This window comes from Pseudomonas sp. 8_5_2, assembly GCF_059295255.1.
Genome location: NZ_CM181238.1, coordinates 1,892,350 through 1,918,499 on the forward strand (window position 1 = coordinate 1,892,350; position 26,150 = coordinate 1,918,499).

A 26,150-nucleotide genomic window follows, 5' to 3' on the forward strand; every position below is an offset into this window, starting at 1 on the left:
TTATTCGGCCTCGTCCGCAGGGGCCGTGCTGACCGCCGGGGTCACCTCGGGCTTGATCCACCAGGTGTCGATGCCGATGTCGTACTTGGGCGACACCTTCGGGTGGCCGATGTGGTTCCAGTAGGCCACGCGCCAGGTCTTGATGTGCCAGTTGGGGATCACGTAGTAGCCCCACAGCAGCACACGGTCCAGGGCGCGGCAGTGGTCGATCAGGCTTTGCCGCGAGTCGGCGTTGATCAGCTGTTCCACCAGCTGGTCGATGGCCGGGTCGCGCAGGCCGATGAAATTGCGGCTGCCGGGGTTGTCGGCGGCGGCACTGGACCAGAACTCGCGCTGTTCGTTGCCCGGCGAGTTGGACTGCGGATAGCCGCCGACGATCATGTCGTAGTCACGTGAACGCAGACGGGTGATGTATTGCGACACGTCGACCCTGCGGATGTTCAGCTCGATGCCGAGGTCGGCCAGGTTGCGCTTGAACGGCAGCAGGATGCGCTCGAACTCGGTCTGTGCCAGCAGGAACTCTATGCTGACCGGCTTGCCTTGGGCGTCGACCATCTTGTCGTCGACGATTTTCCAGCCGGCCTCCTGCAGCAGTTTGTAGGCCTGACGCTGCTGCTCGCGGATCATGCCGCTGCCGTCGCTGACCGGGTTGTGGAACGCTTCGCTGAACACTTGCTCGGGAACCTTGCCGCGCAACGGCTCGAGGATCTTCAGCTCGCTGGCGTCGGGCAGGCCGTGGGCGGCCATTTCCGAGTTGTCGAAGTAGCTGCCGGTGCGGGTGTAGGCGCCGTTGAACAGCTGCTTGTTAGTCCACTCGTAGTCCAGCAGCAGGCTCAGCGCCTGGCGCACGCGCACGTCCTGGAACACCGGGCGGCGGATGTTGAAGATGAAGCCCTGCATACCGGTGGGGTTGCCGTTGGGCAGCTCCTCCTTGATCAGGCGGCCGTCGCGCACGGCCGGCACGTTGTAGGCGGTGGCCCAGTTCTTCGCGCTGACTTCCAGGGCATAGTCGAACGCCCCGGCCTTGAGTGCTTCAAGGGCGACGGTGGTGTCGCGGTACGAGTCGAAGGTCATGACGTCGAAGTTGTAGAAACCGCGGTTGATCGGCAGGTCCTTGGCCCAGTAGTCCTTGACCCGCTCGTAGCGCACCGAACGCCCGGCCTTGACCTCGGCGACCTTGTACGGGCCGCTGCCCAGCGGGATTTCCAGGTTGCCGCGGTTGAAGTCGCGGTTCTGGTACCAGTGCTTGGGCAATACCGGCAGCTGGCCGAGAATCAGCGGCAGCTCGCGGTTGTTGTGGTGCTTGAACTTGAACAGCACCTTCAGCGGGTCTTCGGCGACCACTTCGGCGACGTCGGCGTAGTACTGGCGGTACAGCGGCGCACCGTCCTTGATCAATGCGTTGAAGGTGAACACCACGTCGTCGGCGCGTATCGGGTGGCCGTCATGGAAGCGCGCCTCAGGGCGCAGATAGAAGCGCACCCAGCTGTTGTCCGGGGCTTTTTCGATCTTGCCGGCCACCAGGCCGTACTCGGTGAACGGCTCGTCCTGGCTCTGGCGCATCAGGGTGTCGTAGATGCTGCTGATGTTCTCGGCCGACACGCCTTTGTTGATGAACGGGTTGAGGCTGTCGAAGCCGCCGAAGCTGGACTGGCGGAAGGTGCCGCCCTTGGGCGCGTCGGGGTTGACGTAGTCGAAGTGCTTGAAGTCGGCGGGGTACTTGGGTGGCTCGTCGTACAGGGTCAGCGCGTGCTGCGGTGCGGCCAGGGCAGGAAGGCTCAGGCAGGCGAGCAACAGGCTGCCTGCCAGCCGGCGCAGGCGGTGCGTTGGCGTCATTGGGCTTTCTCCGAAGTCTTGATCCACCAGCTGTTCAGCCCAAGGGTGTAGGGCGGCGTGGTGACGAAGGCGAACCGGTTGCGGTAGGCCAGGCGATGGTTGTCGAGGTACCAGTTGGGGATCATGTAGTACTGCCATGAGAGCACTCGGTCCAGGGCGCGGGCGGCGGCGACCTGGTCGTCGCGGGTGCGCGCAGCCAGAAGGGTGTCGAGCAGGTGGTCGACCACCGGGTCCTTGACCCCAGCATAGTTCTTGCTGCCCTTGGTCGCGGCCTGGCTGGAATGGAAGTACAGCCACTGTTCGAGGCCGGGGCTCAGGGTCTGGTTAAGGGTCATCAGAATCATGTCGAAATCGAACTGGTCCAGGCGTTGTTTGTACTGGGCGCGGTCGACCGTGCGCAAGCGCGCATCGATGCCGATGCTGGACAGATTTTCGACATAAGGTTGCAGGATGCGTTCAAGATTGGGGTTTACCAGCAGCAGCTCCATGCGCAGCTGCTGGCCCTTGCTGTCGACCAGGCGCTGGCCGTTCAGCTTCCAGCCGGCCTCGGCCAGCAGCCCGAGGGCCTGGCGCAGGGTCTGGCGGTTGATGCCACGGCCGTCGGTCTGGCTGACCTTGTAGGGTTCGCTGAACAGCTTGGCAGGCAACTGGTCGCGGAACGGCGCCAGCAGCAGCCACTCCTTGCCGGTCGGCAGGCCGCTGGCGGCAAACTCGCTGTTGGGGTAATAGCTGGTCGAGCGGCGGTAGGCGCTACTGAACAGCGCGCGGTTGGTCCATTCGAAATCGAGCATCAGCCCCAGCGCCTGGCGTACCCGCGGGTCGCTGAAGGTGGCCCGGCGGCTGTTCATGAACAGGCCCTGGGTTTGCGTGGGGATGCGGTGCGGGATCTGTGCCTTGATCACCTCGCCACGGCGCACGGCCGGGAAGGTGTAGCCGTTGGCCCAGTTCTTCGCCTGGTGCTCGATGTAGATGTCGAACTCGCCGGCCTTGAACGCTTCGAAGGCCACCGTGGCGTCGCGGTAGAACTCGTATTCCACGCGCTTGAAGTTGTACTTGCCACGGTTGACCGCCAGGTCCTTGCCCCAGTAGTTCTTCACCCGTTCGAACACCAGTCGGCGCCCGGGCTGGACTTCGCTGATGCGATAGGGGCCGCTGCCCAGCGGCGGCTCGAAGGTGGTGGCCTTGAAGTCGCGCTTTTGCCAGTAATGCTTGGGCAGCACCGGCATTTCGCCAAGGCGCAGGATCAGCAGCGGGTTGCCGGCGCGTTTGAACACGAAGCGGATGCGCTGCGGGCCGAGGATGTCCACCCGCTGCACTTCCTGCAGGTTGGTGCGGTACATCGGGTGGCCGTCCTTTAGCAGTGTGCGGTAGGAGAAGGCCACGTCTGCCGAGGTAATCGGCTGGCCGTCATGCCAGCGAGCTTCCGGGCGCAGGTTGAACACGACCCAGCTGCGGTCTTCGCTGTACTCCACCGAGCGGGCGATAAGGCCGTAGCTGGAGGTGGGTTCGTCGCCGGACGGGTCGTACTGGCCGGTGCCGACCATCAGCGGCTCGTTCAGCTCGCTGATACCGTATTGCTGGAAATTGGGCGTGGTGATCGGGCTCGACCCCTTGAAGGTGTAGGGGTTGAGGGTATCGAAGGTGCCAAAAGCCATGGCCCGCAAGGTGCCGCCCTTGGGCGCTTGCGGGTTGACCCAGTCGAAGTGGGTGAAGGTGGCTGGGTACTTGAGCGTGCCGAACTGCGCGTATCCGTGGCTTTCGCTCACCATCGCGGCTGCGGGGAAGCTCAAGGCCAGGCTGATTGACAGCAGGAGGGGACGTATCAAGTCGGCATCCGATCCAGAGGCGTTGGGCTTTGATCGGGTACAGTAACAGCTTGGTAGGGTTGGAAAAAGAGTGCCGCCCAGAGGATTGCAAGGGGCCGCTTTGCAGCCCATCGCCGGCAAGCCAGCTCCCACAGGTACTGCATATGGCTTGAAGTCGGTGCGATCAGGGTGGGAGCTGGTTTGCCGGCGATGGGGCGCGGAGCGGCCCCAGTTTTTTTATCAATGCGAGAGGTAGACGGTCAGGGTCTGGCCTGGCTTCAGGGCATGGCCGCTGCGCGGGTTCCAGCGCTTGAGGTGTTTCATTTCGACGTTGAAGCGCTTGGCCACCAGGTACAGCGAGTCGCCCTTGCGTACCTTGTACTGCGTGGTGCGCTTGCCCGATGAAGCTACCCGGTTGCCAGCAGCGCTGGGGGCATTGCCACCGCGCAGTGCCAGTACCTGGCCGGCACGCAGGCTGTTGCCGGACATGCGGTTCCAGCGTTTGATGTCCTTGACCGAGACACGATTGGCCTTGGCGATGGCACCCAGGTTGTCGCCGCGCTTGACCCGGTAGCTGCGTGCCGCCACGGGTGCCCTGGTTTCAGCCACGGCACGGGCGAACACGGCCTTGTTCGGCTGCAGGGCGACCAGCTGCTCGGGGTTGAGGTTGGACAGGCTGTCGCTCAACAGTTGCGCCTTGGCGGTGGGCACCAGCAGTTGCTTGGGGCCGTCCACGGTCATGCGCTTCTTGAAGGCCGGGTTCAGCTGGATCAGCTCGTCTTCGTCAATGTTGGCAAAGGCGGCAACGCGCGACAGGTCGAGGCGGTCATTGATGGCCACCGCTTCGAAGTACGGCTCGTTGGCGATCGGGTTCAGGTTGACCCCGTACGCCTCGGGGGTAAGCACCACCTGCGACAGCGCCAGCAGCTTGGGCACGTAGTCGCGGGTTTCCTGCGGCAGCGGCAGGTTCCAGTAGTCGGTCGGCAGGCCAAGGCGCTCGTTGCGCTCGATGGCGCGGCTGACCGTGCCTTCGCCGGAGTTGTAGGCGGCCAGGGCCAGCAGCCAGTCGCCGTTGAACATGTCGTGCAGGCGAGTGAGGTAGTCCAGCGCAGCGTTGGTCGAGGCGGTGATGTCGCGGCGGCCATCGTAGAAGTTGGTCTGGCGCAGGTTGAAGTGGCGGCCAGTCGCCGGCATGAATTGCCACATGCCGGCAGCGCTGGCGCGGGAGTAGGCCATCGGGTTGTAGGCGCTCTCGATGGCCGGCAGCAGGGCCAGCTCCAGCGGCATGTCGCGCTCTTCAAGCCGCTCGACAATGTAGTGCAGGTAGAGGCTGCCGCGCTCGCCAGCGCTTTCGATGAAGGTCGGATTGCTGGCGAACCACAGGCGCTGCTGCTCGATGCGCGGGTTGACGTCGATGCTGTCCTGCAGGGCGAAGCCCTGGCGCATGCGCTCCCACACGTCCTGCGGCGCCTGCTCGACCGGCTTGACCAGCAGCGGGGCAGGTTTGTGCTTGATCCGCGCCTGGTAGTTGTGCGCGCGAACGCTATCGGATTCGTCGAGCTGACGGGTGCTCTGGCAGCCCACCAGGGTGGCGGCCAGGGCCAGCGCACTGACCTGGGCCAGGCGCGTCAGGGCGACGGAATGAGAGGTTCTGCGGCTACTGGAAGACATCGGCTGAGACAGGTATCCGGGCGAAAAATTTTGGCGATTCTAGAAACCGCTCCCGGCCGGGTCAACCTTTGAGCATCAACTGCGATATATCTTGCGGTTATCAGAAGGTGTCCTTCCAAGACCTCAAGGCAGCAAAAACAGCGACATGCGAGGTGTTTGAATGTCCCTTCCATTCGTCTGCTTTTTGTTTAACTAATGTTTCAGAGGTGCGCAGGAAGGGGTTGGTCAGGCGCTCCATACCGATCGTTGATGGCAAGGTGATGCGATTTTCGGCACGCAAGCGGGTAACGTCTTCGAAGCGTTGCTGAACGTGTGGGTTGGTAGGTTCCACGGCCTTGGCGAACCGCAAGTTGCTCAGGGTATATTCGTGGGCGCAATACACTTCGGTCGACTCCGGCAGCGCTGCCAGGCGGGCCAGGGCAGGTTGCATCTGCTCGGGCCTACCTTCGAACATGCGCCCGCAACCGGCGGCAAACAGGGTGTCGCCGCTGAATAGCACGGGCGTTGGCGGCTGGTCACTGAAGAATGCGATATGCCCCAGGGTATGGCCAGGTACTGCCAGCACCTCGAACGTCACGCCCAGGACGGTTACCTGATCACCTTCGTCAAGTGCCAGTTCGCGGCACGGGATGCGCTCTTTGGCCGGGCCGCAGACCCGTGCGCCGGTCAATTGCCTGAGCCGTTCCACACCACCCACATGGTCGTTGTGGTGGTGAGTGATGAGAATGTCGCTCAACACCCACTCGGGGTGGGCCGACAGCCAGCGTTCCACTGGGCCGGCATCACCCGGATCGACCACCGCACAGCGGCGTTTGGCAGTATCCTGTAACAACCAGATGTAGTTGTCGGAGAAAGCGGGGAGAGCTTTGATCTGTATCATGGTGCGGATCCGGTTCGCCTAGCGTGGCACATGTGGCCATCTTAGCCGCGATGGCGCGGTGCGAGAACCTTCAAGGGAGAGCGCAATGACCGACCAAGCCTTTGCCCAGGCCGACCCGGACTGGGTCAAGCTGATCAGCCTGGCCCGTGAGTGGTTCAACGGCCCACTCGGCCAGCTGATGCTCAAGGAGGAGGAAAAACTGCTGGAAGAAGAGCTCGGGCGCTTCTTTGGTGGTTATCTTGTGCACTACGGGCCAGGCGCCGAGCCGCCGCCCAGCGCCCCCCAGGTCCAGCGCAACGTGCGCCTCGGCGCACCCCTGCCGGGGGTGGAGATAGTGTGCGAGGAGCAGGCCTGGCCGCTCAGCGAGCATGCCGCCGACGTGGTGGTGCTGCAGCACGGCCTGGACTTCTGCCTGTCACCCCATGGCCTGCTGCGCGAGGCCGCCAGTGCGGTGCGCCCGGGCGGGCACCTGCTGATCGTTGGCATCAACCCGTGGAGCAGCTGGGGCATGCGTCACTTCTTCAGCCACGGCGCATTGCGCAAGGCGCGCTGCATCTCGGCGTCACGGGTGGGCGACTGGCTGAACCTGCTGGGCTTCGCGCTGGAGAAACGCCGCTTCGGGTGCTATCGTCCGCCGCTTGCCTCACCGGCCTGGCAGCAACGCCTGGAGGGCTGGGAACGGCTAGCCGGCGGCTGGCAGGGCGCTGGCGGCGGGGTGTACCTGCTGGTGGCGCGCAAGATGGTGGTCGGCCTGCGGCCGTTACGCCCGGAGCGCCGCGAACCCATGGGCAAGCTGCTGCCGCTGCCACTGGCCAAGGTCAATCGTACGGCGGCCAACCCGGACACTGAAAAGCACTGAACATGAGTGGTACATGAGCGATAGCATCGAAATGTTTACCGACGGCGCCTGCAAGGGCAACCCTGGCCCGGGTGGCTGGGGGGTCCTGATGATCTACAAGGGCGTCGAGAAGGAACTGTGGGGCGGCGAGCGCGATACCACCAACAACCGCATGGAGCTGATGGCTGCGATCCAGGGGCTGATGGCGTTGAAGCGCGAATGCGAGGTGGTGCTGACCACCGACTCGCAGTACGTGATGAAGGGCATCAACGAATGGATGGTCAACTGGAAGAAGCGCGGCTGGAAGACCGCAGCCAAAGAGCCGGTGAAGAACGCCGACCTGTGGCAGCAGCTTGATGAGCAGGTCAATCGCCACAAGGTGACCTGGAAGTGGGTGCGCGGCCACATCGGCCACCCCGGCAACGAGCGTGCCGACCAGCTGGCCAACCGTGGTGTCGATGAGGTGCGCGCCCAGCGCTGAGGCGCTTGGGGTATACTCGCCGCCTTTGAAACTGATGCAAGTTGGAGCGCCCCGCGTGGAGCAGCAGCAAGATAAACGGTTCGTCATCCTCGATACCGAAACCACGGGCATGCCGGTCAGCGAAGGCCACCGGATCATCGAGATCGGTTGTGTCGAGGTGATCGGCCGGCGGCTGACCGGGCGGCACTTCCACGTCTACCTGCAGCCGGACCGCGAGAGCGACGAGGGCGCCATCAACGTCCACGGCATTACCGATACCTTCCTGGTCGGCAAGCCGCGCTTTGGCGATGTGGCCGAGGAGTTCTTCGAATTCATCGAAGGCGCCACGCTGGTCATCCACAACGCGGCGTTCGACGTTGGCTTCATCAACAACGAATTTGCCCTGCTTGGCCAGCAGGGCCGTGCCGACATCGCCCAGCATTGCACCATCCTCGACACCTTGCTGCTGGCGCGCTCGCGCCACCCCGGGCAACGCAACAGCCTCGATGCGCTGTGCAAGCGCTACGACATCGACAACTCGGGCCGTGAGCTGCACGGCGCACTGCTCGACTCGGAACTGCTGGCTGACGTCTACCTGGCAATGACCGGTGGCCAGACCAGCCTTTCGCTGGCCGGGCATGGGGCTGACGCCGAGGGCGACGACGGCCAGGGCGGCAGCGAGATTCGCCGGATTACCGGGCGTGCGCCGGGACGGGTGATCATGGCCAGTGCCGAAGAGCTGGAGGCTCATGCCGAGCGGCTGGCGGCCATAGCCAAGTCGGCGGGCGGGCCATCCATGTGGCAGGCCCTTACCGAGATGCCTGCGGGTTAACAATTTTGCCGCAGGCGATGCGATCCCTGTAGGAGCGGCCTTGCGTCGCGAAAGGGCTGTGCAGCAGCCCCGGCAATTTTTGCGTCGCCTGTGAAATTTTTGGGGCCGCTGCGCGGCCCTTTCGCGACGCAAGGCCGCTCCTACAACTACCCTCATCAGGACTACATGTCCTTCGGAGGTAGCCACCTGATGTACAAGGACCTCAAGTTCCCCATCCTCATCGTCCACCGCGCCATCAAGGCCGACAGCGTTGCCGGCGAGCGCGTGCGGGGCATCGCCGAGGAATTGAGCCAGGACGGCTTCGCGGTCATCAAGGCCGCCGACCTTGCCGAAGCGCGTCTGGTCGCTGCCACCCACCACGGCCTGGCCTGCATGCTGATCGCTGCAGAAGGTGCCGGCGAGAACACCCACCTGCTGCAGAACATGGCCGAGCTGATCCGCCTGGCTCGCCTGCGCGCGCCCAACCTGCCGATTTTCGCGCTGGGTGAGCAGGTGACCCTGGAAAACGCCCCCGCCGAAGCCATGAGCGAGCTCAACCAGCTGCGCGGCATCCTCTACCTGTTCGAAGACACCGTGCCGTTCCTTGCCCGCCAGGTGGCACGCGCCGCACATATCTACCTCGATGGCCTGCTGCCACCCTTCTTCAAGGCACTGGTGCAGCACACCGCGCAGTCCAACTATTCCTGGCATACGCCCGGCCATGGCGGCGGCGTCGCCTATCGAAAAAGCCCGGTGGGCCAGGCCTTTCATCAGTTCTTCGGGGAAAACACCTTGCGCTCGGACCTGTCGGTTTCGGTGCCGGAGCTAGGCTCGCTGCTCGACCACACCGGGCCGCTGGCCGAAGCCGAGGCCAGGGCGGCGCGCAACTTCGGTGCCGACCACACCTTCTTCGTCATCAATGGCACCTCCACCGCCAACAAGATCGTCTGGCACGCGATGGTCGGCCGCGACGACCTGGTACTGGTGGACCGCAACTGCCACAAGTCGGTGGTGCACGCGATCATCATGACCGGCGCCATTCCGCTGTACCTGTGCCCCGAGCGCAACGAGCTGGGCATCATCGGCCCGATCCCGCTCAGCGAATTCGGCCCCGAGGCGATCCAGGCGAAAATCCAGGCCAACCCCCTGGCCCGTGATCGCGGGCAGCGCATCAAGCTGGCGGTGGTGACCAACTCCACCTACGACGGCCTGTGCTATCACGCCGGGTTGATCAAGCAAGCCCTGGGCGCCAGTGTCGAGGTGCTGCATTTCGACGAGGCCTGGTTTGCCTACGCGGCGTTCCACGAGTTTTTCACCGGGCGCTATGCCATGGGCACTGCCTGCGCCGCGGACAGCCCGCTGGTGTTCAGCACCCATTCCACTCACAAGCTGCTGGCCGCGTTCAGCCAGGCCTCGATGATCCACGTTCAAGAGGGGGCCAGGCGCCAACTGGACCGTGACCGTTTCAACGAAGCGTTCATGATGCACATTTCGACTTCGCCGCAGTACAGCATCCTCGCCTCGCTGGACGTGGCCTCTACCATGATGGAAGGGCCGGCCGGGCGCTCGCTGTTGCAGGAGATGTTCGATGAGGCGCTGAGTTTCCGCCGTGCCCTTGCCAACCTGCGTGAGCACATTGCCGCCGATGACTGGTGGTTCAGCATCTGGCAGCCGCCGAGCGCCGAAGGTATCCACCGCCTGGCCGCGCAGGACTGGTTGCTGCACCCAGGGGCCGAGTGGCATGGTTTTGGCGAGGTGGCGGACGACTATGTGCTGCTTGATCCCCTCAAGGTGACCCTGGTGATGCCGGGCTTGAGCGCAGGCGGGGCGCTGGGCGAGCAGGGAATCCCGGCAGCGGTGGTCAGCAAGTTTCTGTGGGAGCGGGGCCTGGTGGTGGAGAAAACCGGCCTGTACAGCTTCCTGGTGCTGTTCTCCATGGGCATCACCAAAGGCAAATGGAGCACGCTGCTCACCGAACTGCTGGAATTCAAACGCCACTATGACGGCAATGCTGCTTTGGGGAGTTGCCTGCCCAGCGTGGTGGCTGCCGATGCCTCACGCTACCAGGGCATGGGGCTGCGCGACCTGTGCGACCAGCTGCATGGCTGTTACCGCGCCAATGCCACGGCCAAGCAGCTGAAGCGGCTGTTCACGCGCTTGCCGGAAGTAGCAGTAAGCCCGGCGCGGGCCTATGACCTGATGGTGCGTGGCGAAGTCGAGGCGGTGCCGATCGAGGCGCTGCTGGGGCGTGTGGCGGCGGTGATGCTGGTGCCGTACCCGCCTGGTATTCCGTTGATCATGCCGGGGGAGCGGTTCACCGAGGCGACCCGCTCGATAGTCGACTACCTGGCTTTCGCCCGGGCATTCAACCAGGGCTTCCCCGGTTTTGTCGCGGACGTGCATGGCCTGCAGAACGACAGTGGCTGCTACACAGTGGATTGCATCAAGGAATGCGCGTGATCTCGACGCCGCTGCGCGCCAATTCAAAGCGGTTGTCACCCAGGTGGTTGACCTTGTCGCCGATGGCCAGGCGGTAGGTGGTGATAGGGGCGCCCAGCGTGCTGCCGTCGTGTTGCAGGGTCGACTCCTGGAACTCGTGCACGGGGTAGATACGGCCTTCGGCGTCACGGGCGTGGAACTGGCCGACCATTACTGCTGCCATTTGGGTGGAAACCTCTGAATTACGTAGGAAATGTCTGTGGACATAGACCGTTGAACAGCGCTGGAAGTTTTCCCTTGAAGGAAAAAAAACCAAAGCGCCGAGGAACGGTCATCTATAACTACAACGTCCCTTTACCCAGCAAAGGTTGGAATTGCCCATGAGCCAGGTGTATTCGGTAGCGGTTGTAGTCGGCAGCTTGCGCAAGGATTCGTACAACCGCAAGGTCGCCCGCGCACTTTCGGAGCTGGCGCCGTCCAGCCTTGCCCTGAAAATAGTCGAAATTGGCGATTTGCCCCTGTACAACGAAGATGTCGAGGCCGACGCGCCCCCGGAAACATGGAAGCGCTTTCGCGACGAGATCCGCCGTAGCGATGCGGTGCTGTTCGTCACCCCGGAGTACAACCGCTCGGTGCCGGGTTGCCTCAAGAATGCCATCGATGTGGGCTCACGGCCCTACGGGCAAAGCGCCTGGAGTGGCAAGCCTACTGCGGTGGTGAGTGTGTCGCCGGGGGCGATTGGTGGTTTTGGCGCCAACCATGCGGTGCGCCAGTCGCTGGTGTTTCTCGACATGCCGTGCATGCAAATGCCCGAAGCCTATATCGGCGGGGCGGCCAGCCTGTTCGAAGACTCGGGCAAGCTCAACGACAAGACCCGGCCGTTCTTGCAGGCGTTTGTCGACAAGTTCGCTTCGTGGGTGAAGTTGAACCGGGCGGTTTGATTGGCTAGCACACAACCCCTCTAGGAGCGGCCTTGTGTCGCGAAAGGGCCGCAACGCGGCCCCGGCAATAGGTGCATCAACGCTAAAGTCCCGGGGCCGCTCTGCGGCCCTTTCGCGACACAAGGCCGCTCCTACAATGACCCGCGCTGACTGGCCCTGGGTGGTTAGCGGAAGCTGTAGGAAACCCCGGCATACACGCCAAACCCTTCACCCGGCGTCGAGCGGGCGTTGTCGTTACCGGCGTCGTTGTAGGCAGGCGTCACTGTCGCCGCATACCGCTTGTTGGTCAGGTTGCGCAGGTCCAGCCAGGTCTGCCAGTCCTGCTTCGGCGAATCCCAGCCCAGGCGCGCGCCAAGCAAGGCATATTCGTCGGCGTGGTAGCTGTTGGCATAGTCCACCTGCACTTTCGACGCCATCTGCGTGTTGATCCCGGCATAGAAGCCGCTTGGCCAGTCGTAGCGCAGTTCGGCCTGGTAGTAGTGCATCGGGATGCCGGGCAGGCGGTTGTCGCCAAACTTGTCGTCATCACGGTAATGGAAGTCGCTGAAGGTGTAGGCCTGGCGCAGGCTGAGCCTGCCAGTGCCGGCACGTTCCCACAGGGTGCTGTCCAGGCCTGCCTCGACGCCCTGATGCACGGTGGCGCTGGCGTTGAATTCCGACGTGAAATTCGGCACCACTTCCACGGCCAGCAGTTCATGGCGCACCTGCGAGTAGTACCAGGCCAGGTCCCAGCTGCCGAGCGCGGAGTCGCCACGGGCGCCCAGTTCCAGGGTGGTGGCAGTCTGGTTCTGCATCTCGATGGGCTGGATCTGCTTGCCGCCGACGCTTGGCGAGCTCCAGATCAGCGACCACGGGTGGGGTGGCTCTACCGAACGGCTGAGGTTGCCGTAGACCTGCAGGTCTGGGTGGATGTCGTAGCGCAGCCCCAGGCGTGGTGCATAGTCCCAGTCATGCATGCTCACCTTGCCACCTTCGGCAGGGTAGGTTACGTCACTCTCGCGGCGGGTGTAGATCATTGCCAGGCCGGTGGTCAGCCACAGGTTGGGCACCAGCTCCAGGTCGTTGCCGGCATGCACCACGGTGTCGGAACCCTGGTAAGTGAAATCGCGGGTACGTGCACCGAACACGTCGCCATTGCGCGCGAACTGCGAAGCGCCGCTGTTGGGCAGGTGCTTGGTGGTACGCCAGCCCACGGTAGTCTTGCTTTCGTGGCCGAACAGGGTGTCGCGGCGGAAATAGTTGAGCGTACCGCTGACATCGGTGTAGGCCACTTTCAGGCGCATCGGGCCTTCGCGAAGGTCCATCGGGTAGTCATGGTAAACCAGGCCGGCTTCCAGACGCGCGTCATCTTCGAGGTAGAAGGTGGTCTTGTTGCCGACCCAGGTGCTGCCCGGTTGAGGGCGGCTGTCGTCGCGGGCCAGATAGGCAGGGTTGGCCGCGCGCGGATGGTGCTTGATCTGGTCCTTGGTCAGGCGCCCGGCCAGTTCGTTCCGGGTTTCCCGGTAGCGAAGGTAGAAACGGGTTTCCAGATTGGGGTTGAAGCGGTAGCCGACATTGGCGGCAATGCCTTTGGCGCTGCCGCTGCTGTGCGCCTGGTAACCGTCATACTCGGAATCGGTCAGGGCCACGTAGTAATCGAGGTTGCCCAGTACCTGCCCGGAACTGATATGCCGGTGCTGGTAGCCGCGGCTGCCGACCTCGTAGCGCACCTGCAGCGGTGCTGCGTCGTACCCGGTATGGGTGACGTAGTTGATGGCGCCACCCAGTGCCAGCGCGCCCTGGTCGAAGCCATTGGCGCCGCGCAGCACTTCGGCACGGCTTAGCCACAGCGGCTCGAACAGCTCGTAGGGCGTACCGCCCGGGCCGGTCAGCGGCAGCCCGTCGAACATGGTGTACACCCCGGAACCGTGCGCGCCCGGCGCACGGTTGATACCCGAGCCGCGGATCGACAGCTTGATGCCGTCGTTGCCCGCCGATTGCGCGAACACGCCAGGCTGGTAGGCCAGCACGTCCTGGTTGCTGGCCACCCGGCCTTGCCCTACGCGCTGCATATCCACCAGATTGCTGGCACCCGGCACTTCGCGCAGGCGTTCGCTGGCTGCCGTCAGGTCGTTCTGTTCCTCATCGGTGATCAGCACCTGGCCCAGTTCGACCGAAGATGCCGCCAAGGCGGGCTGAGCGCTGCCAAAAGCAGCCAGCAGGCCAAGGCAGGACGAGAAGGGCAAAACGCAACGCATTGTACGACTCCAGGCGATAGGCGAATGAACAACGGCGTTGAGACGAGCGAAATGCCGCTTGGAGCACGAAGAAAGTCAGCAAATTTCGCGCAACCTTCATCAAACAGTTTTGTACGAAGTTTCTTTACAGTCCGCCGTAGTGGTGGCGTGCGGCGTGCGCTTCGTAAGGTGACTGCAGATCGGCAGCGATGCCTCGCAATCACCCGTGGAGCTCAAACATGACTGACAAGACCCGACACTCGCAGCAACCCTTGGCGGACGCTCCGGTTCGCCTGACGCCACGTGAACAGCAAGTCCTGTTGTGGTGTGCGTACGGCAAAAGCTCCTGGGAGATCGGGCAGATCCTCGAGTGCCGGGAGTCGACAGTGAACTTCCATGTGTCCAACATCCTGCGCAAGTTCGATGTGCCCACCCGCGTGGCGGCGGTGATCAAGGCCATTCGTTACGGCATGCTGGCCGGACAGTGAGGGGATAATCATGAGCAGCGATCCTCGGCTACCGCGCTTTGCCGATTGCCATGACCCGTTCTGGCCAAAAGTGGACCTGGGCACATTGCGTGAGCGCCTCAGGCTGCAGCGCCAAGTCGGTGATGCCGCGCTGGAAGTGGCGGCACGATGCGCTGTCATCGGTGCGGCACGTGAATTCGCCCACTGGCGAGCGGTGCTGCGTGCGCGGGGCTACAAGCGCCTGGCGGATGTGGCCGGGCATGACCCTGGGCGAGCCTTGGGCGTGTGCTACATCCGGTTTGTGGAGGCAGCGGTCATGCACAGCCTGGGTTCGACTGCCGACCTTCGTGTACCGCAGCGGAGGGCGGCGCATGGCTGAGGCATCGCTGTCCGGCACCTTGTCGCCCGCATTGTTGGAACTGCTGAGGGTGGACGGCAGTGTACTGTTTGCCGCCCTGCTGGGGGCACTGCTGGTGGGCGCGGCGCGCGACCGGTTGATCACCAACAAGGCCAGGCGCCTGACGCTTGGCAAGAAACTGCTGCTGGTGTTCGTGACCGTGGGGGTGGGCTACCTGTTCGAACCGCTGGTGTCATCATTGGCGCCCTTGCTGACCCGGGGCATGTCGGCATTCGTTGCCGCCGTGGTGGTGATTCCCATCAGTCTCAAGGTCATGGTCTGGCTCGACACGCTGGACCTGCGGGAAATCATTCAGCGCTGGCGGCGTCGAGGTTAGCCACCGCCGATAGTGGGCAAGTGGAGGGTCAGCTCGCTTATCCGTTCTTCCAGCTGCTGGATGCGCTGCCTGTCCTTGATGAACAGCAGGGTGGCCTGGCGATCACCTGGCGACAATGCCCTCAGCCGTTCGAGCATCTCGCGTTCCCAGTCACCATCACCTTGGAGCCCTGGGCCGGGGGCCATTTCACCTAGCAGCAACCAGTCAAGGGAACACGCATGCTGCCTGGCGATATCTACGCACAGGGAGTACGGCACGCTGTCGCGGACTTTCCAACTGCTCAGCGTCTGCGGGCTGATCGACAGCTTGCGGGAAAGTTCGGCATCGGACTGCGCGCCGGTCAGCAGCTTGAGGCGGGTGAGCACAGCTGCAAGTACGTGAGTACTCATAACAGATATCCATGACTGGTTTAATGATATTTCATGGGCTTAAACTACTCGTTACGAATACATCCCTGCGTATCAAGGAGCACTTTGCAATGAGCAACACCCAACCGAAGAATAGGTCAGCCTTTGCAGGTAATACTGACACAGTTGAACGATCATTCTCACAGAATAGTGGCCTGAACAGTGCCTGCAGGTACTTGCCGTGAGTACTTACAAACTGGTTTGCCCGCATTGCCACAGCCGCATGCGCATACGCACAAGTGAAGGCCGCCACATTTTCCTGCGAATCGCCTATCTGCAATGCACCACCGAGGCATGTGGCTGGTCGGTACGCGCCGAGTTCGAAATGACCCATGAACTTTCGCCAAGTGGCATGCCCAACCCCGAAGTTTACCTGCCTTCGGCCTATGGTGATCTGCGCAAGGCCGCGCTGCCTGCGGCAGCCCCCGGCTACGCGGAGGAGTGAGGCGGCTATTGGATGTAGATAGACGCACGTGCAGATAAAAACCGCGCAGATAAAAAAACACCCCGCAGGTGCGGGGTGTCTTTGTTTTTTTGCCGGACAGGTCAGCCGATCAGTTGCAGGCCTGCCTGCTGGACCATTTCCAGCAGCGGTTGCGGGTAGACACCCAGCACGAAGGCGAGAATGGCGATGGCCAGCAGCATGACGCCGCCGGTGCGCTGTTCCCATTTCAGCGGGGCGTCGTGGCGACGCAGGTTCGGCTCGACCAGGTACAAGGTGACCATGACACGCAGGTAGTAGTACACGCCAATGGCGCTACCGATCACCAGGGCACCGACCAGCCACCACAGGTGCGACTCGACGCCGGTGGCGATGATGTAGAACTTGCCGATGAAGCCGGCGGTCAGCGGGATACCCGCCAGCGACAGCATCATCACGGTCAGCACCGCGGTCAGGTACGGGCGGCGCCAGAACAGGCCGCGGTACTCGTACAGTGCATCGGCGTCACGGCCGCCATAAGGCGAGGACATCAGGGTGATGACACCGAAGGCGCCCAGGCTGGTGATCACGTAGGTGACCAGGTATACGCCCATGGCTTCCAGTGCCAGGCCCTTGCTGGCGACCAGGGCAATGACCAGGTAGCCGAAGTGGGCGATGGACGAGTAACCCAGCAGGCGCTTGAGGTTGCTCTGGGTCAGCGCCAGCAGGTTGCCGATCAGGATCGAGGCCACGGCGATCACCGCCAGCACGGTGCTCAGCGCGCCGCTGCTGGCAGCAGGGGAGAGCATGAACAGGCGCACGACCACGGCAAATACCGCGACCTTGCTGGCGGTGGCCAGGAACGCGGCGACCGGCGCCGGGGCGCCTTCGTACACGTCCGGGGTCCACAGGTGGAAGGGTACCAGCGACAGCTTGAAGGCCAGGCCGACCAGCATCATGCCCAGGCCCAGCTGGGCCACCAGGCTTGGCATGCTGGTGGTAGCCAGGGCCTTGCCGATCTGGTCGAAGCTCAGGCTGCCGGCGTCGGCGTACAGCAGCGCCATGCCGAACAGCAGGAAGGCCGAGCCCGCAGCCGACAGCACCATGTACTTGATGCCGGCTTCCAGTGATCGCTTGTTGAAGAAGGCATACGCCACCAGGCCGTAGACCGGTACCGACAGCAGCTCCAGGCCGATGAACAGGCCGGCCAGGTGGTTGGCGCTGACCAGCACCAGGCCACCGAGGGCCGACATCAGCAGCAGCAGGTACAGTTCTTCACGGTTGCCCGGGAAGCCTTTGGAGCCTTCGCCGAGGTAGGCGTGGGCAAGGGTGACGCAGGCCAGCGTCGCCACCAGGATGATCGCCATGTACAGGCAGGCGAACTTGTCGATGGTGATCAGCGGGGTGACCGCCAGCGGCGCGACTTTCAGCGCCGGCAAGATCGACAGCAGGGCCAGGTTGAGGCCCACGGTGGACAGCAGGAAGGTCTGCGAGTGGTTGCGCTTCCAGGCGATCGCCAGCATCACCACCACGGTGGTGATGGTGGTGATCAGCATCGGCGCCAATGCGATGAAGTGTTGAGTGGTGAATTCCATAGCGCTCTTACCGGGCCGAAGCGAGTTGAGTGAAAGCGGAACCGAGCCACTGCTGCACACCACTCATGGTGGCGGCAGAGGTGTCGAGGAACGGCTGCGGATACACGCCCAGCAGAATCAGCAGCCCCGCCAGGCCCAGCACCATGATCATCTCGCGGCCGTCCATGCCGGCCAGCACGGTGTCGCTCTTGGCTGGGCCGAAGTAGGCGCGGTGGATCATGATCAGCGAGTACACCGAGCCGAAGACCAGGCCGGTGGTGGCGATCACGGTGATCCAGGGCACGTGGGCGAAGCTGCCGATCAGGATCAGGAACTCGCCAACGAAGTTGCCGGTGCCTGGCAGGCCCAGCGATGCGGCGGCGAAGAACAGGCTGATAGCCGGCAGGTACGCGATGCGGTGCCACAGGCCACCCATCTGACGCATGTCACGGGTGTGCAGGCGCTCGTACAACTGGCCGGACAGGATGAACAGCGCGGCTGCCGACAGGCCGTGGGCCAGCATCTGGATCACCGCGCCTTGCAGGGCCTGCTGGCTGCCGGAGTAGATGCCGATCAGCACGAAGCCCATGTGCGAGACGCTGGAGAAGGCGATCAGGCGCTTGATGTCGGTTTGCGCGAAGGCCAGGAAAGCACCGTAGAAGATACCGATCAGGCCCAGGGTCATGGCGATGGGCGCAAACTCTGCCGAGGCATTCGGGAACAGCGGCAGGGCGAAGCGCAGCAGGCCGTAGGCTGCGGTCTTCAGCAAGATGCCCGCCAGGTCCACGGAGCCTGCAGTCGGTGCCTGGGCGTGAGCGTCAGGCAGCCAGGAGTGGAATGGCACCACCGGCAGTTTCACCGCAAAGGCGATGAAGAAGCCCAGCATCAGCACGTACTCGACGCCAGCCGGCAGTTCGGCCTTGAGCAAGTCGCTGTAGTTGAAGGTGAGCACCCCGGTGGTGTTGTAGTTCACCAGCACCAGGCCAAGGATCGCCACCAGCATGATCAGGCCGCTGGCCTGGGTGAAGATGAAGAACTTGGTCGCCGCGTAGATCCGGGTCTTCTTGCCGTCTGCCGAGCTGTGACCCCAGAGCGCGATGAGGAAGTACATCGGCACCAGCATCATTTCCCAGAAGAAGAAGAACAGGAACAGGTCCAGCGCCAGGAACACACCGACCACGCCGCCCAGGATCCACATCAGGTTGAGGTGGAAGAAGCCGACGTGGCGCTGGATTTCTTTCCAGGAGCACAGTACCGACAGCACACCGAGCAGGCCGGTGAGCAGGATCATCAGCAGCGACAGGCCGTCGAGGGCCAGGTGGATGCTGATGCCGAAGCGCTTGATCCACTCGACTTTGTATTCGAGTGCCCAGTGCGGTTCGGCGCCCGGTGCCGGGGCCAGGGTGTAGTCGCCGTGGGCCCACAGCCACAGGCCGATACCCAGCAGCAGAGACATGGTCAGCAGTGCGATCCAGCGCGGCAGGGTGGCGCCGAAGCGCTCACCCAGCCAGCACAGAAGGCCGCCGATGAAAGGAATCAGGATCAGCCAAGGCAAAATCATGACGGGTTGGTTTCCTTTGGCAAAGTCGCAAGGTTCTTCATAGTCATACCGCAGCCACTACCACAGCGCCCAGCACCAGTACGGCGCCGACGGCGATCGAGGCGGTGTACCAGCGCAGCTGGCCGGTCTCGGTCTTGCTCATTGCAACGTTGCCGCCGCGAGCCATGCGAGGGATCAGGCCGATGCTGCGGTCCACCGGGTCCTTGCGCAGGATGTGGCAGATCAGCAGGTAAGGTTTGACGAACAGCTTGTCGTAGATCCAGTCGAAGCCCCAGGCAGCGAACCACCAGGCCGACAGGACCCGGCCGATGCTGCTGTTGGCCACCGCGCTGACGAAGCTGCGCTTGCCCAGGAACAGCAGGGCCGAGAGCAGGATGCCGGCGATGGCGATGGCACCCGAGGTGATCTCCAGCGCGTGCTTGGCTTCGCCACCGGCGTGGCCGGCGCTTTGTGGCAGCACACCTGCCAGCGGCGGGGTGATCCAGGCGCCGACGAAGGTCGACAGCACGATCAGCACGCCCAGCGGCAGCCAGTGGCTGATGCCGTGGCCGGCGTGGGCTTCGGTCTTGGCTTCGCCGTGGAAGGCGATGAAGATCAGGCGGAAGGTGTACAGCGAGGTCATGAACGCGCCCACCAGGCCGGCGTACAGCAGGCCGGTATTGCCGCTGGCGAAGGCTTCCCAGAGGATCTCGTCCTTGGAGTAGAAGCCCACGGTCACGATCGGCAGGGCCGCCAGGGCAGCACCACCGACCACGAAGCTGGCGTAGGCCAGCGGCAGTTTCTTCCACAGGCCGCCCATCTTGAAGATGTTCTGCTCGTGGTGGCAGGCAACGATCACCGCACCGGAAGCAAGGAACAGCAGGGCCTTGAAGAAGGCGTGGGTCATCAGGTGGAAGATTGCCGCGTCCCAGGCACCAACGCCCAGGGCCAGGAACATGTAGCCGATCTGGCTCATGGTCGAGTAGGCCAGGATACGCTTGATGTCGGTTTGCACCAGCGCGGCGAAGCCGGCCAGTACCAGCGTCACGCCACCCACCACGCCAACCAGGTGCAGGATGTCCGGCGCCAGCAGGAACAGGCCGTTGGTACGGGCGATCAGGTACACGCCCGCGGTCACCATGGTTGCAGCGTGGATCAGTGCCGAAACCGGCGTCGGGCCAGCCATTGCGTCGGCAAGCCAGGTCTGCAGTGGCAGCTGGGCCGATTTACCGACCGCACCACCCAGCAGCATCAGGGTTGCCAGCACCATCCAGGTGTCGCCCGCCTGGAACTTCTGCGGTGCCAGCACCAGCAGTTCCTGCACGTTCAGGGTACCCAGCTGGGCGAACAGGATGAACAGGCCGATGGCCATGAACACGTCGCCGATTCGGGTGACGATGAACGCCTTGAGTGCCGCGTTACCGTTGTTGCGGTTGCTGTAATAGAAGCCGATCAACAGGTACGAGCACAGGCCCACGCCTTCCCAGCCAAAGTAGATGAACAGCAGGTTATCGCCCAGGATCAGGAACAGCATGCTGGCGATGAACAGGTTGGTGTACGAGAAGAAGCGCGAGTAGCCGGCTTCGCCACGCATGTACCAGGACGCGAACAGGTGGATCAGGAAGCCGACGCCGGTGACCACGCCGAGCATGGTGACCGACAGGCCATCCACGTACAGGGTGAAGTTTGGCGCAAAGCCATCCACCGACATCCACTGCCACAGCAGCTGGCTGTACGCGCCGCCTTCAGGCGGGGCGACGTTGAACTGCCAGATGACGTAGGCGGCCACGGCGGCCGACAGGCCCACCGAGCCGACGCCGATCAGGGCGGACAGGTTCTCCGAGAACCGCCCGCGCGAGAACGACAGCAGCAGGAAGCCGATCAGGGGGAAGACGAAAGTCAGGAAGATAAGGTTCATCCGCGCATCTCACTGGCAGCATCGATGTCGAGAGTGTGGAAGCGGCGATACAGCTGCAGCAGGATGGCCAGGCCGATACTGGCCTCGGCGCCCGCCAGGCTGATCACCAGAATGAACATCACCTGGCCGTCGGGCTGCACCCAACGGGCACCGGCGACGACGAACGCCAGGGCAGAAGCGTTCATCATGACTTCCAGGCTCATGAGCACGAAGAGGATGTTGCGGCGGACCATCAGGCCAACCAGACCTAAGCAGAACAGGATGCCGGCGACCGCCAGACCATGCTCGAGAGGGATAGCACCCATGATTTACTCCTTCGCCTCGTTTCGGCCCAGGTGGAAGGCGGTGACAGCCGCGGCCAGCAGCAGCATCGACGCCAGTTCGACCACCAGCAGGTACGGGCCGAACAGGCTGATGCCCACTTCTTTCGGGCCCACGGTGGTCCCGCTGATGCCAGCGCCACTCGGGGTGACGAACAGCACGTACAGCAGCTCCAGCAGCAGCAGGGCGCCGAGAATGACCGGCCCTGCCCAGATGCCGGGCTTGAGCCAGCCGCGTTCCTGGGCGACCGAGGCCGGCCCCAGGTTGAGCATCATCACCACGAACACGAACAGCACCATGATGGCGCCGGCGTAGGCGATCACTTCCAGGGCGCCCGCGAACGGCGCACCGAGGGAGAAGAAGATCATCGCCACGGAAATCAGCGAAATGATCAGGTAGAGCAGGGCGTGCACAGGGTTGGTGCCGGTAACCACCCGAAGGGTGGAGACCACGGCGATCCCGGATGCGAAGTAGAAAGCGAATTCCATCTTTCTGTCCTTATGGGAGCAAGCTCTTCACGTTGATCGGCTCGGCTTCGTTCTGCGCAGAGCCTTTCGGCTTGCCAGCGATCGCCATACCCGCAACACGGTAGAAGTTGTAGTCAGGGTTCTTGCCGGGGCCGGAGATCAGCAGATCTTCTTTCTCGTACACCAGGTCCTGACGCTTGAACTCGGCCATTTCGAAATCCGGAGTCAGCTGGATCGCGGTGGTCGGGCACGCCTCCTCGCACAGGCCGCAGAAAATGCAGCGCGAGAAGTTGATGCGGAAGAACTCCGGGTACCAGCGTCCGTCGTCGGTCTCGGCCTTCTGCAGCGAGATGCAGCCAACCGGGCAGGCCACCGCGCAGAGGTTGCACGCCACGCAGCGTTCCTCGCCGTCGGGGTCGCGAGTGAGGACGATGCGGCCGCGGTAGCGCGGCGGCAGGTACACGGGTTCTTCGGGGTACTGCAGGGTGTCGCGCTTGCGGAACCCGTGGGAGAACACCATTGCCAGGCTGCGCAGCTGGGTGCCGGTGCCCTTAACGATGTCGCCGATATACTTGAACATGGGTCAAATCCTCACTGGGCCGCGACGGCTGGCGTGTTGTAGAGCACGATCGCAGCGGTCACCAGCAAATTGATCAGGGTCAGCGGCAGGCAGAACTTCCAGCTGAAGTCCATCACCTGGTCATAGCGTGGGCGCGGGATCGAGGCGCGCAGCAGGATGAACAGCATGATGAAGAACGCGGTCTTCAGGGCAAACCACAGGAACGGCAGTTGCGGCAGGATGCCGAACGGGCCGTGCCAGCCGCCGAAGAACAGGGTTACCAGCAGCGCCGAGATGAGGATGATGCCGATGTACTCACCGACGAAGAACATGCCCCATTTCATGCCGGCATACTCGATGTGGTAGCCGTCAGCCAGTTCCTGTTCCGCTTCAGGCTGGTCGAACGGGTGACGGTGGGTCACGGCGACGCCAGCGATGAAGAAGGTGCAGAAGCCGAAGAACTGCGGAATGATGAACCACAGGTTCTGGGCCTGGTATTCAACGATGTCGCGCATGTTGAACGAACCCACCTGCACCACCACGCCCATCAGCGCCAGGCCCAGGAACACCTCGTACGACACGGTCTGTGCCGAAGCACGCAAGCTGCCCAGCAGGGCGTACTTGTTGTTCGACGACCAGCCGGCAAAGAGCACTGCATAAACAGAAAGCCCGGCCATGGCGAAGAAGAACAGCAGGCCGATGTTCAGGTCGGCGACGCCCCAGCCCGGTGTGATCGGGATGATCGAGAAGCCGATCAGCAGCGCGCTCATGGCCACGACCGGGGCCAGGGTGAAGATCATGCGGTCGACGAAGGGCGGGTTCCAGTCCTCCTTGAAGAACATCTTCAGCATGTCGGCAGCGATCTGGAACATGCCGAACGGGCCGACACGGTTCGGACCGTAGCGGTCCTGCCACCAGCCCAGCAGGCGACGTTCGACAAAGCTCAGCAGCGCGCCGCAGACCACTACGGCCAGCAGCACCACAATGGCCTTGACGACCTGAATGATCACATCGATCACTTCGGGGGTGAACCAGCTCATTGTGCTGCCTCCTGCAGGCCTTCGATGGATGCACCGAAGATGGCAGGCGGGATACCGGCCAGGCCTTTCGGCAACGCGACCAGGCCTGCGCCCAGCTCTTCATTGATGCGCAGCGGCAGGCGCAGGGCCACACCGGCCACGGTCAGGCTCAGCAGCGCACCTTCGTTGACGCCCAGGCGATCGGCTTCGGACTTGGCCAGGGCCACGTAGGCAGCCGGGATGCGCTGTTGCACCGGAGCGGCGCGCGAGGAGCTTTCTTCGCTGCCGAACAGGTGGAAGAACGGCACGGCAGTCCAGGTACCACGGGCCGGGTTGAATGCGCCCGGAATGGCGTTGAACCAGTTCAGGCGGTCGCCTTGCGACTCGATCAGGCGTACGCCCGGGTCACCGGCACGCAGGTGACCACCGACCTCGTCCTGGAACTTGTTCCAGGCTTGCGGCGAGTTCCAGCCCGGCGACCAGGCGAACGGCACTTGCTGGCGCGGTTCGGCCGAACCCGAGTAGCCTTCCATGGAGAAGGCGAACGCGGTGTCCTTGTCTTGCGGGGTGCGTGGCTCATGCACACTGATGTTGGCACGCATGGCGGTACGGCCGGAGTAGCGCAGCGGCTCACGCGCCAGTTTCATGCCCTTGATGCGGAACGCGGCGCTTGGCGCGGCGTTGACGATGCCGGCCAATTGCGGGGCGGCTTCGGCACAGGCGCTGGTGACGTGGTCGAGCTGGGTCCAGTCGACCGGCTTGTTCAGCAGGGTGGCACGCAGGGCGTGCATCCAGCGCCAGCCTTCGTGGACCAGGATGCTGCTGTCCAGGTACTGCGGGTCGAACACCTGGAAGAAGCGCTGGGCACGGCCTTCCTGGCTGACCAGGGTACCGTCGCCTTCGGCGAACGAGGCGGCTGGCAGCACCAGGTGGGCACGGTCGACCGTCGGGGTTTTCGAGTGGTCGGCGACGATCACCACCTTGGCCGCAGCCAGGGCTGCATCGACCTTGGCCGCCGGCAGGCGGGCGTACAGGTCGTTTTCCAGCACGACGATGGCATCGGCCTTGCCGCTGATGACTGCGTCCAGCGCGGCATCGACGGACTCGCCACCGAGCATGGCCAGGCCGATACTGTTGGCTTCAGGTACCACCAGGCTCAGCGAGCCGTTCTTCTCGCGCAGATTCAGGGCCTTGGCGATGTTGGCGGCGGCTTCGATCAGTGCCGGGTCGGCCAGCGAGGTACCGGCAACCACCAGTGGGCGCTTGGCTGCGACCAGGGCGTCGGCGATGCGCTGGGCCAGGGCCTTGGCTTCGTCGTCAAGGCCGGCTACTGCTGGTGCGCTCGGGTCGATGGCGTGGGCCACCGCGAAACCGATGCGCGCCAGGTCGGCAGGGGCGGCGTGCACACATTCTTCGGCGACGTCGTCCAGCTTGGTTTCAGCCAGCGAGGCGATGAACAGCGGGTACAGCGCGTGCTGGCCGATGTTCTTCACCGCGGCGTCGAGCCATGGCTGCACTTTCATTGCTTCGGCCATAGCCTCGGCCTTGCCTTTGGTGGCTTGGCGCACGGCCAGGGCGACGCGGGCAGCGGTCTGGGTCAGGTCTTCACCAAGCACGAACACAGCGTCGTGGTCTTCGATGTCGCGCAGGGTCGGCACCGGCAGCGGGCTGTTGTTCAGCACGTTCAGGGCCAGGCGCACGCGGGCCAGTTCGCCGGCTTCCATGCCCGAGTAGAAATACTCGGCGCCGACCAGCTCACGCAGGCCGTAGTTGCTTTCGAGGCTGGCGCGTGGCGAGCCGATACCGACGATGGTACGGCCACGCAGCAAGTCGGCGGCCTTGTCCAGAGCGGCGTCCAGGCTCAGCTTGGTGCCGTCTGCCAGGCGTGGCTGGCGTGGGCGATCGGTGCGGTTGACGTAGCCGTAACCGAAGCGGCCACGGTCGCACAGGAAGTACTGGTTGACCGAGCCGTTGAAGCGGTTCTCGATCCGGCGCAGTTCGCCGTAGCGCTCGCCCGGGCTGATGTTGCAGCCGCTGGAGCAGCCGTGGCAGATGCTTGGGGCGAACTGCATGTCCCACTTGCGGTTGTAGCGCTCGGAGTGGGTCTTGTCGGTGAACACGCCGGTCGGGCAGACCTCGGTCAGGTTGCCGGAGAACTCGCTTTCCAGCACGCCGTCTTCGACGCGGCCGAAGTACACGTTGTCGTGGGCGCCGTAGACGCCCAGGTCGGTACCACCGGCGTAGTCCTTGTAGTAGCGCACGCAGCGGTAGCAGGCGATACAGCGGTTCATCTCATGGGCGATGAACGGGCCGAGGTCCTGGTTCTGGTGGGTACGCTTGGTGAAACGGTAACGGCGCTCGTTGTGGCCGGTCATTACCGTCATGTCCTGCAGGTGGCAGTGACCGCCTTCCTCGCATACCGGGCAGTCGTGCGGGTGGTTGGTCATCAGCCATTCGACGACGCTGGCGCGAAACGCCTTGGACTCATCGTCTTCGATGGAGATCCAGGTGCCGTCGGAGGCAGGGGTCATGCAGGACATGACGATACGACCACGGGTGTCGTTTTCGTCGGTGTACTGCTTGACCGCACACTGCCGGCAAGCGCCGACGCTACCAAGCGCCGGGTGCCAGCAGAAATAAGGGATATCGAGGCCTAGCGACAGACACGCCTGTAACAGGTTGTCTGCACCGTTGACTTCGAGCGCTTTGCCGTCTACGTGGATAGTGGCCATTGTTCAAAGTTCTTCGTTGGCCCGCGTGAGCGGGCGTGGCTAATGGAAATCTGTGCGCCTGCGGCACGCCTCGCTCGATGCGGGCCGGCCTGCA

Annotated in this window: 24 protein-coding genes; 9 read left to right on the forward strand and 15 right to left on the reverse strand. The window is 63.5% G+C overall.

Annotated features, from left to right (window positions below):
- The 4 genes from AC5O5R_RS08625 to gloB form a co-directional block, all read right to left on the reverse strand.
- Positions 1-1,836 carry an extracellular solute-binding protein gene (locus AC5O5R_RS08625; RefSeq protein ID WP_494512333.1) on the reverse strand — a complete coding sequence of 612 codons (1,836 nt, stop codon included), beginning with the start codon at positions 1,834-1,836 and terminating at the stop codon, positions 1-3.
- Positions 1,833-3,662 (reverse strand): extracellular solute-binding protein, encoded by a 1,830-nt coding sequence (locus tag AC5O5R_RS08630; protein ID WP_218583498.1) that lies wholly within the window; start codon positions 3,660-3,662, stop codon positions 1,833-1,835. The genes AC5O5R_RS08625 and AC5O5R_RS08630 overlap by 4 nt, the downstream gene beginning before the upstream one ends.
- Before the next feature lie 219 nt (positions 3,663-3,881).
- Complete coding sequence (locus tag AC5O5R_RS08635; protein ID WP_172221360.1) at positions 3,882-5,312, reverse strand: lytic transglycosylase domain-containing protein; 1,431 nt, start codon at positions 5,310-5,312, stop codon at positions 3,882-3,884.
- 100 nt (positions 5,313-5,412) lie between these two features.
- Positions 5,413-6,192 carry a hydroxyacylglutathione hydrolase gene (gene gloB, locus AC5O5R_RS08640; protein WP_172288236.1) on the reverse strand — a complete coding sequence of 260 codons (780 nt, stop codon included), beginning with the start codon at positions 6,190-6,192 and terminating at the stop codon, positions 5,413-5,415.
- Between the two features lie 85 nt (positions 6,193-6,277).
- Here gloB and AC5O5R_RS08645 point away from each other — a divergent pair, with 85 nt between their 5' ends.
- From AC5O5R_RS08645 to AC5O5R_RS08660, 4 genes are all read left to right on the forward strand, one after another.
- Positions 6,278-7,051, forward strand: coding sequence for a class I SAM-dependent methyltransferase (locus tag AC5O5R_RS08645; protein WP_172221354.1), 774 nt, complete (start codon positions 6,278-6,280; stop codon positions 7,049-7,051).
- A 13-nt stretch (positions 7,052-7,064) separates the two neighbouring features.
- On the forward strand, positions 7,065-7,511 hold the full coding sequence (rnhA, locus tag AC5O5R_RS08650) for a ribonuclease HI (protein ID WP_172221351.1): 447 nt from the start codon (positions 7,065-7,067) through the stop codon (positions 7,509-7,511).
- A gap of 55 nt (positions 7,512-7,566) precedes the next feature.
- Positions 7,567-8,322, forward strand: coding sequence for a DNA polymerase III subunit epsilon (dnaQ, locus tag AC5O5R_RS08655; RefSeq protein WP_172221348.1), 756 nt, complete (start codon positions 7,567-7,569; stop codon positions 8,320-8,322).
- Between the two features lie 189 nt (positions 8,323-8,511).
- On the forward strand, positions 8,512-10,761 hold the full coding sequence (locus AC5O5R_RS08660; RefSeq protein ID WP_172221366.1) for an Orn/Lys/Arg family decarboxylase: 2,250 nt from the start codon (positions 8,512-8,514) through the stop codon (positions 10,759-10,761).
- On the opposite strand, the gene AC5O5R_RS08665 is transcribed toward AC5O5R_RS08660, so the two are convergent.
- Positions 10,745-10,963 (reverse strand): hypothetical protein, encoded by a 219-nt coding sequence (locus AC5O5R_RS08665; RefSeq protein ID WP_172221345.1) that lies wholly within the window; start codon positions 10,961-10,963, stop codon positions 10,745-10,747. The two genes, AC5O5R_RS08660 and AC5O5R_RS08665, sit on opposite strands and share 17 nt — an antisense overlap.
- Positions 10,964-11,120: 157 nt before the next feature.
- Here AC5O5R_RS08665 and chrR point away from each other — a divergent pair, with 157 nt between their 5' ends.
- Positions 11,121-11,681: a class I chromate reductase ChrR gene (gene chrR, locus AC5O5R_RS08670; RefSeq protein ID WP_172221342.1), complete on the forward strand. Its 561-nt coding sequence runs from the start codon at positions 11,121-11,123 to the stop codon at positions 11,679-11,681.
- Positions 11,682-11,845: 164 nt separating this feature from the next.
- Here the strand turns inward: chrR and AC5O5R_RS08675 are convergent, their stop codons facing one another.
- Complete coding sequence (locus AC5O5R_RS08675) at positions 11,846-13,918, reverse strand: TonB-dependent receptor family protein (protein ID WP_494515178.1); 2,073 nt, start codon at positions 13,916-13,918, stop codon at positions 11,846-11,848.
- Between the two features lie 218 nt (positions 13,919-14,136).
- On the opposite strand from AC5O5R_RS08675, the gene AC5O5R_RS08680 reads away from it, so the two are divergent.
- The 3 genes from AC5O5R_RS08680 to AC5O5R_RS08690 are packed head-to-tail and all read left to right on the forward strand — an operon-like array spanning position 14,137 to position 15,098.
- Positions 14,137-14,385, forward strand: a complete 249-nt coding sequence (locus AC5O5R_RS08680; RefSeq protein ID WP_172221336.1) for a helix-turn-helix domain-containing protein — start codon at positions 14,137-14,139, stop codon at positions 14,383-14,385.
- Between the two features lie 10 nt (positions 14,386-14,395).
- Positions 14,396-14,743 carry a head completion/stabilization protein gene (locus AC5O5R_RS08685; RefSeq protein WP_172221333.1) on the forward strand — a complete coding sequence of 116 codons (348 nt, stop codon included), beginning with the start codon at positions 14,396-14,398 and terminating at the stop codon, positions 14,741-14,743.
- On the forward strand, positions 14,736-15,098 hold the full coding sequence (locus AC5O5R_RS08690) for a hypothetical protein (RefSeq protein WP_172221329.1): 363 nt from the start codon (positions 14,736-14,738) through the stop codon (positions 15,096-15,098). The genes AC5O5R_RS08685 and AC5O5R_RS08690 overlap by 8 nt, the downstream gene beginning before the upstream one ends.
- On the opposite strand, the gene AC5O5R_RS08695 is transcribed toward AC5O5R_RS08690, so the two are convergent.
- Positions 15,095-15,487, reverse strand: coding sequence for a helix-turn-helix domain-containing protein (locus AC5O5R_RS08695; protein WP_494515179.1), 393 nt, complete (start codon positions 15,485-15,487; stop codon positions 15,095-15,097). The genes AC5O5R_RS08690 and AC5O5R_RS08695 overlap by 4 nt on opposite strands.
- A gap of 199 nt (positions 15,488-15,686) precedes the next feature.
- Between AC5O5R_RS08695 and AC5O5R_RS08700 the strand changes: the two genes are divergently transcribed.
- Positions 15,687-15,950: an Ogr/Delta-like zinc finger protein gene (locus tag AC5O5R_RS08700; RefSeq protein WP_172221323.1), complete on the forward strand. Its 264-nt coding sequence runs from the start codon at positions 15,687-15,689 to the stop codon at positions 15,948-15,950.
- 101 nt (positions 15,951-16,051) lie between these two features.
- Here AC5O5R_RS08700 and nuoN read toward each other — a convergent pair whose 3' ends face one another.
- Genes nuoN through nuoG form a run of 8 tightly spaced genes read right to left on the reverse strand, consistent with a single transcriptional unit; the run spans position 16,052 to position 26,056 of the window.
- Positions 16,052-17,521 (reverse strand): NADH-quinone oxidoreductase subunit NuoN, encoded by a 1,470-nt coding sequence (nuoN, locus tag AC5O5R_RS08705; protein WP_172221320.1) that lies wholly within the window; start codon positions 17,519-17,521, stop codon positions 16,052-16,054.
- 7 nt (positions 17,522-17,528) lie between these two features.
- Positions 17,529-19,061 carry an NADH-quinone oxidoreductase subunit M gene (gene nuoM, locus AC5O5R_RS08710; protein WP_172221317.1) on the reverse strand — a complete coding sequence of 511 codons (1,533 nt, stop codon included), beginning with the start codon at positions 19,059-19,061 and terminating at the stop codon, positions 17,529-17,531.
- A gap of 43 nt (positions 19,062-19,104) precedes the next feature.
- On the reverse strand, positions 19,105-20,958 hold the full coding sequence (gene nuoL / locus AC5O5R_RS08715) for an NADH-quinone oxidoreductase subunit L (protein WP_172221314.1): 1,854 nt from the start codon (positions 20,956-20,958) through the stop codon (positions 19,105-19,107).
- Positions 20,955-21,263, reverse strand: coding sequence for an NADH-quinone oxidoreductase subunit NuoK (gene nuoK, locus AC5O5R_RS08720; protein WP_494515180.1), 309 nt, complete (start codon positions 21,261-21,263; stop codon positions 20,955-20,957). The genes nuoL and nuoK overlap by 4 nt, the downstream gene beginning before the upstream one ends.
- A 3-nt stretch (positions 21,264-21,266) precedes the next feature.
- On the reverse strand, positions 21,267-21,767 hold the full coding sequence (gene nuoJ, locus AC5O5R_RS08725) for an NADH-quinone oxidoreductase subunit J (protein WP_172221311.1): 501 nt from the start codon (positions 21,765-21,767) through the stop codon (positions 21,267-21,269).
- A gap of 10 nt (positions 21,768-21,777) precedes the next feature.
- Complete coding sequence (nuoI, locus tag AC5O5R_RS08730; protein ID WP_172221308.1) at positions 21,778-22,326, reverse strand: NADH-quinone oxidoreductase subunit NuoI; 549 nt, start codon at positions 22,324-22,326, stop codon at positions 21,778-21,780.
- A gap of 11 nt (positions 22,327-22,337) precedes the next feature.
- Positions 22,338-23,345, reverse strand: coding sequence for an NADH-quinone oxidoreductase subunit NuoH (nuoH, locus tag AC5O5R_RS08735; RefSeq protein ID WP_172221305.1), 1,008 nt, complete (start codon positions 23,343-23,345; stop codon positions 22,338-22,340).
- Positions 23,342-26,056 carry an NADH-quinone oxidoreductase subunit NuoG gene (gene nuoG, locus AC5O5R_RS08740; protein ID WP_172221302.1) on the reverse strand — a complete coding sequence of 905 codons (2,715 nt, stop codon included), beginning with the start codon at positions 26,054-26,056 and terminating at the stop codon, positions 23,342-23,344. The genes nuoH and nuoG overlap by 4 nt, the downstream gene beginning before the upstream one ends.
- Positions 26,057-26,150: the final 94 nt, after the last annotated feature.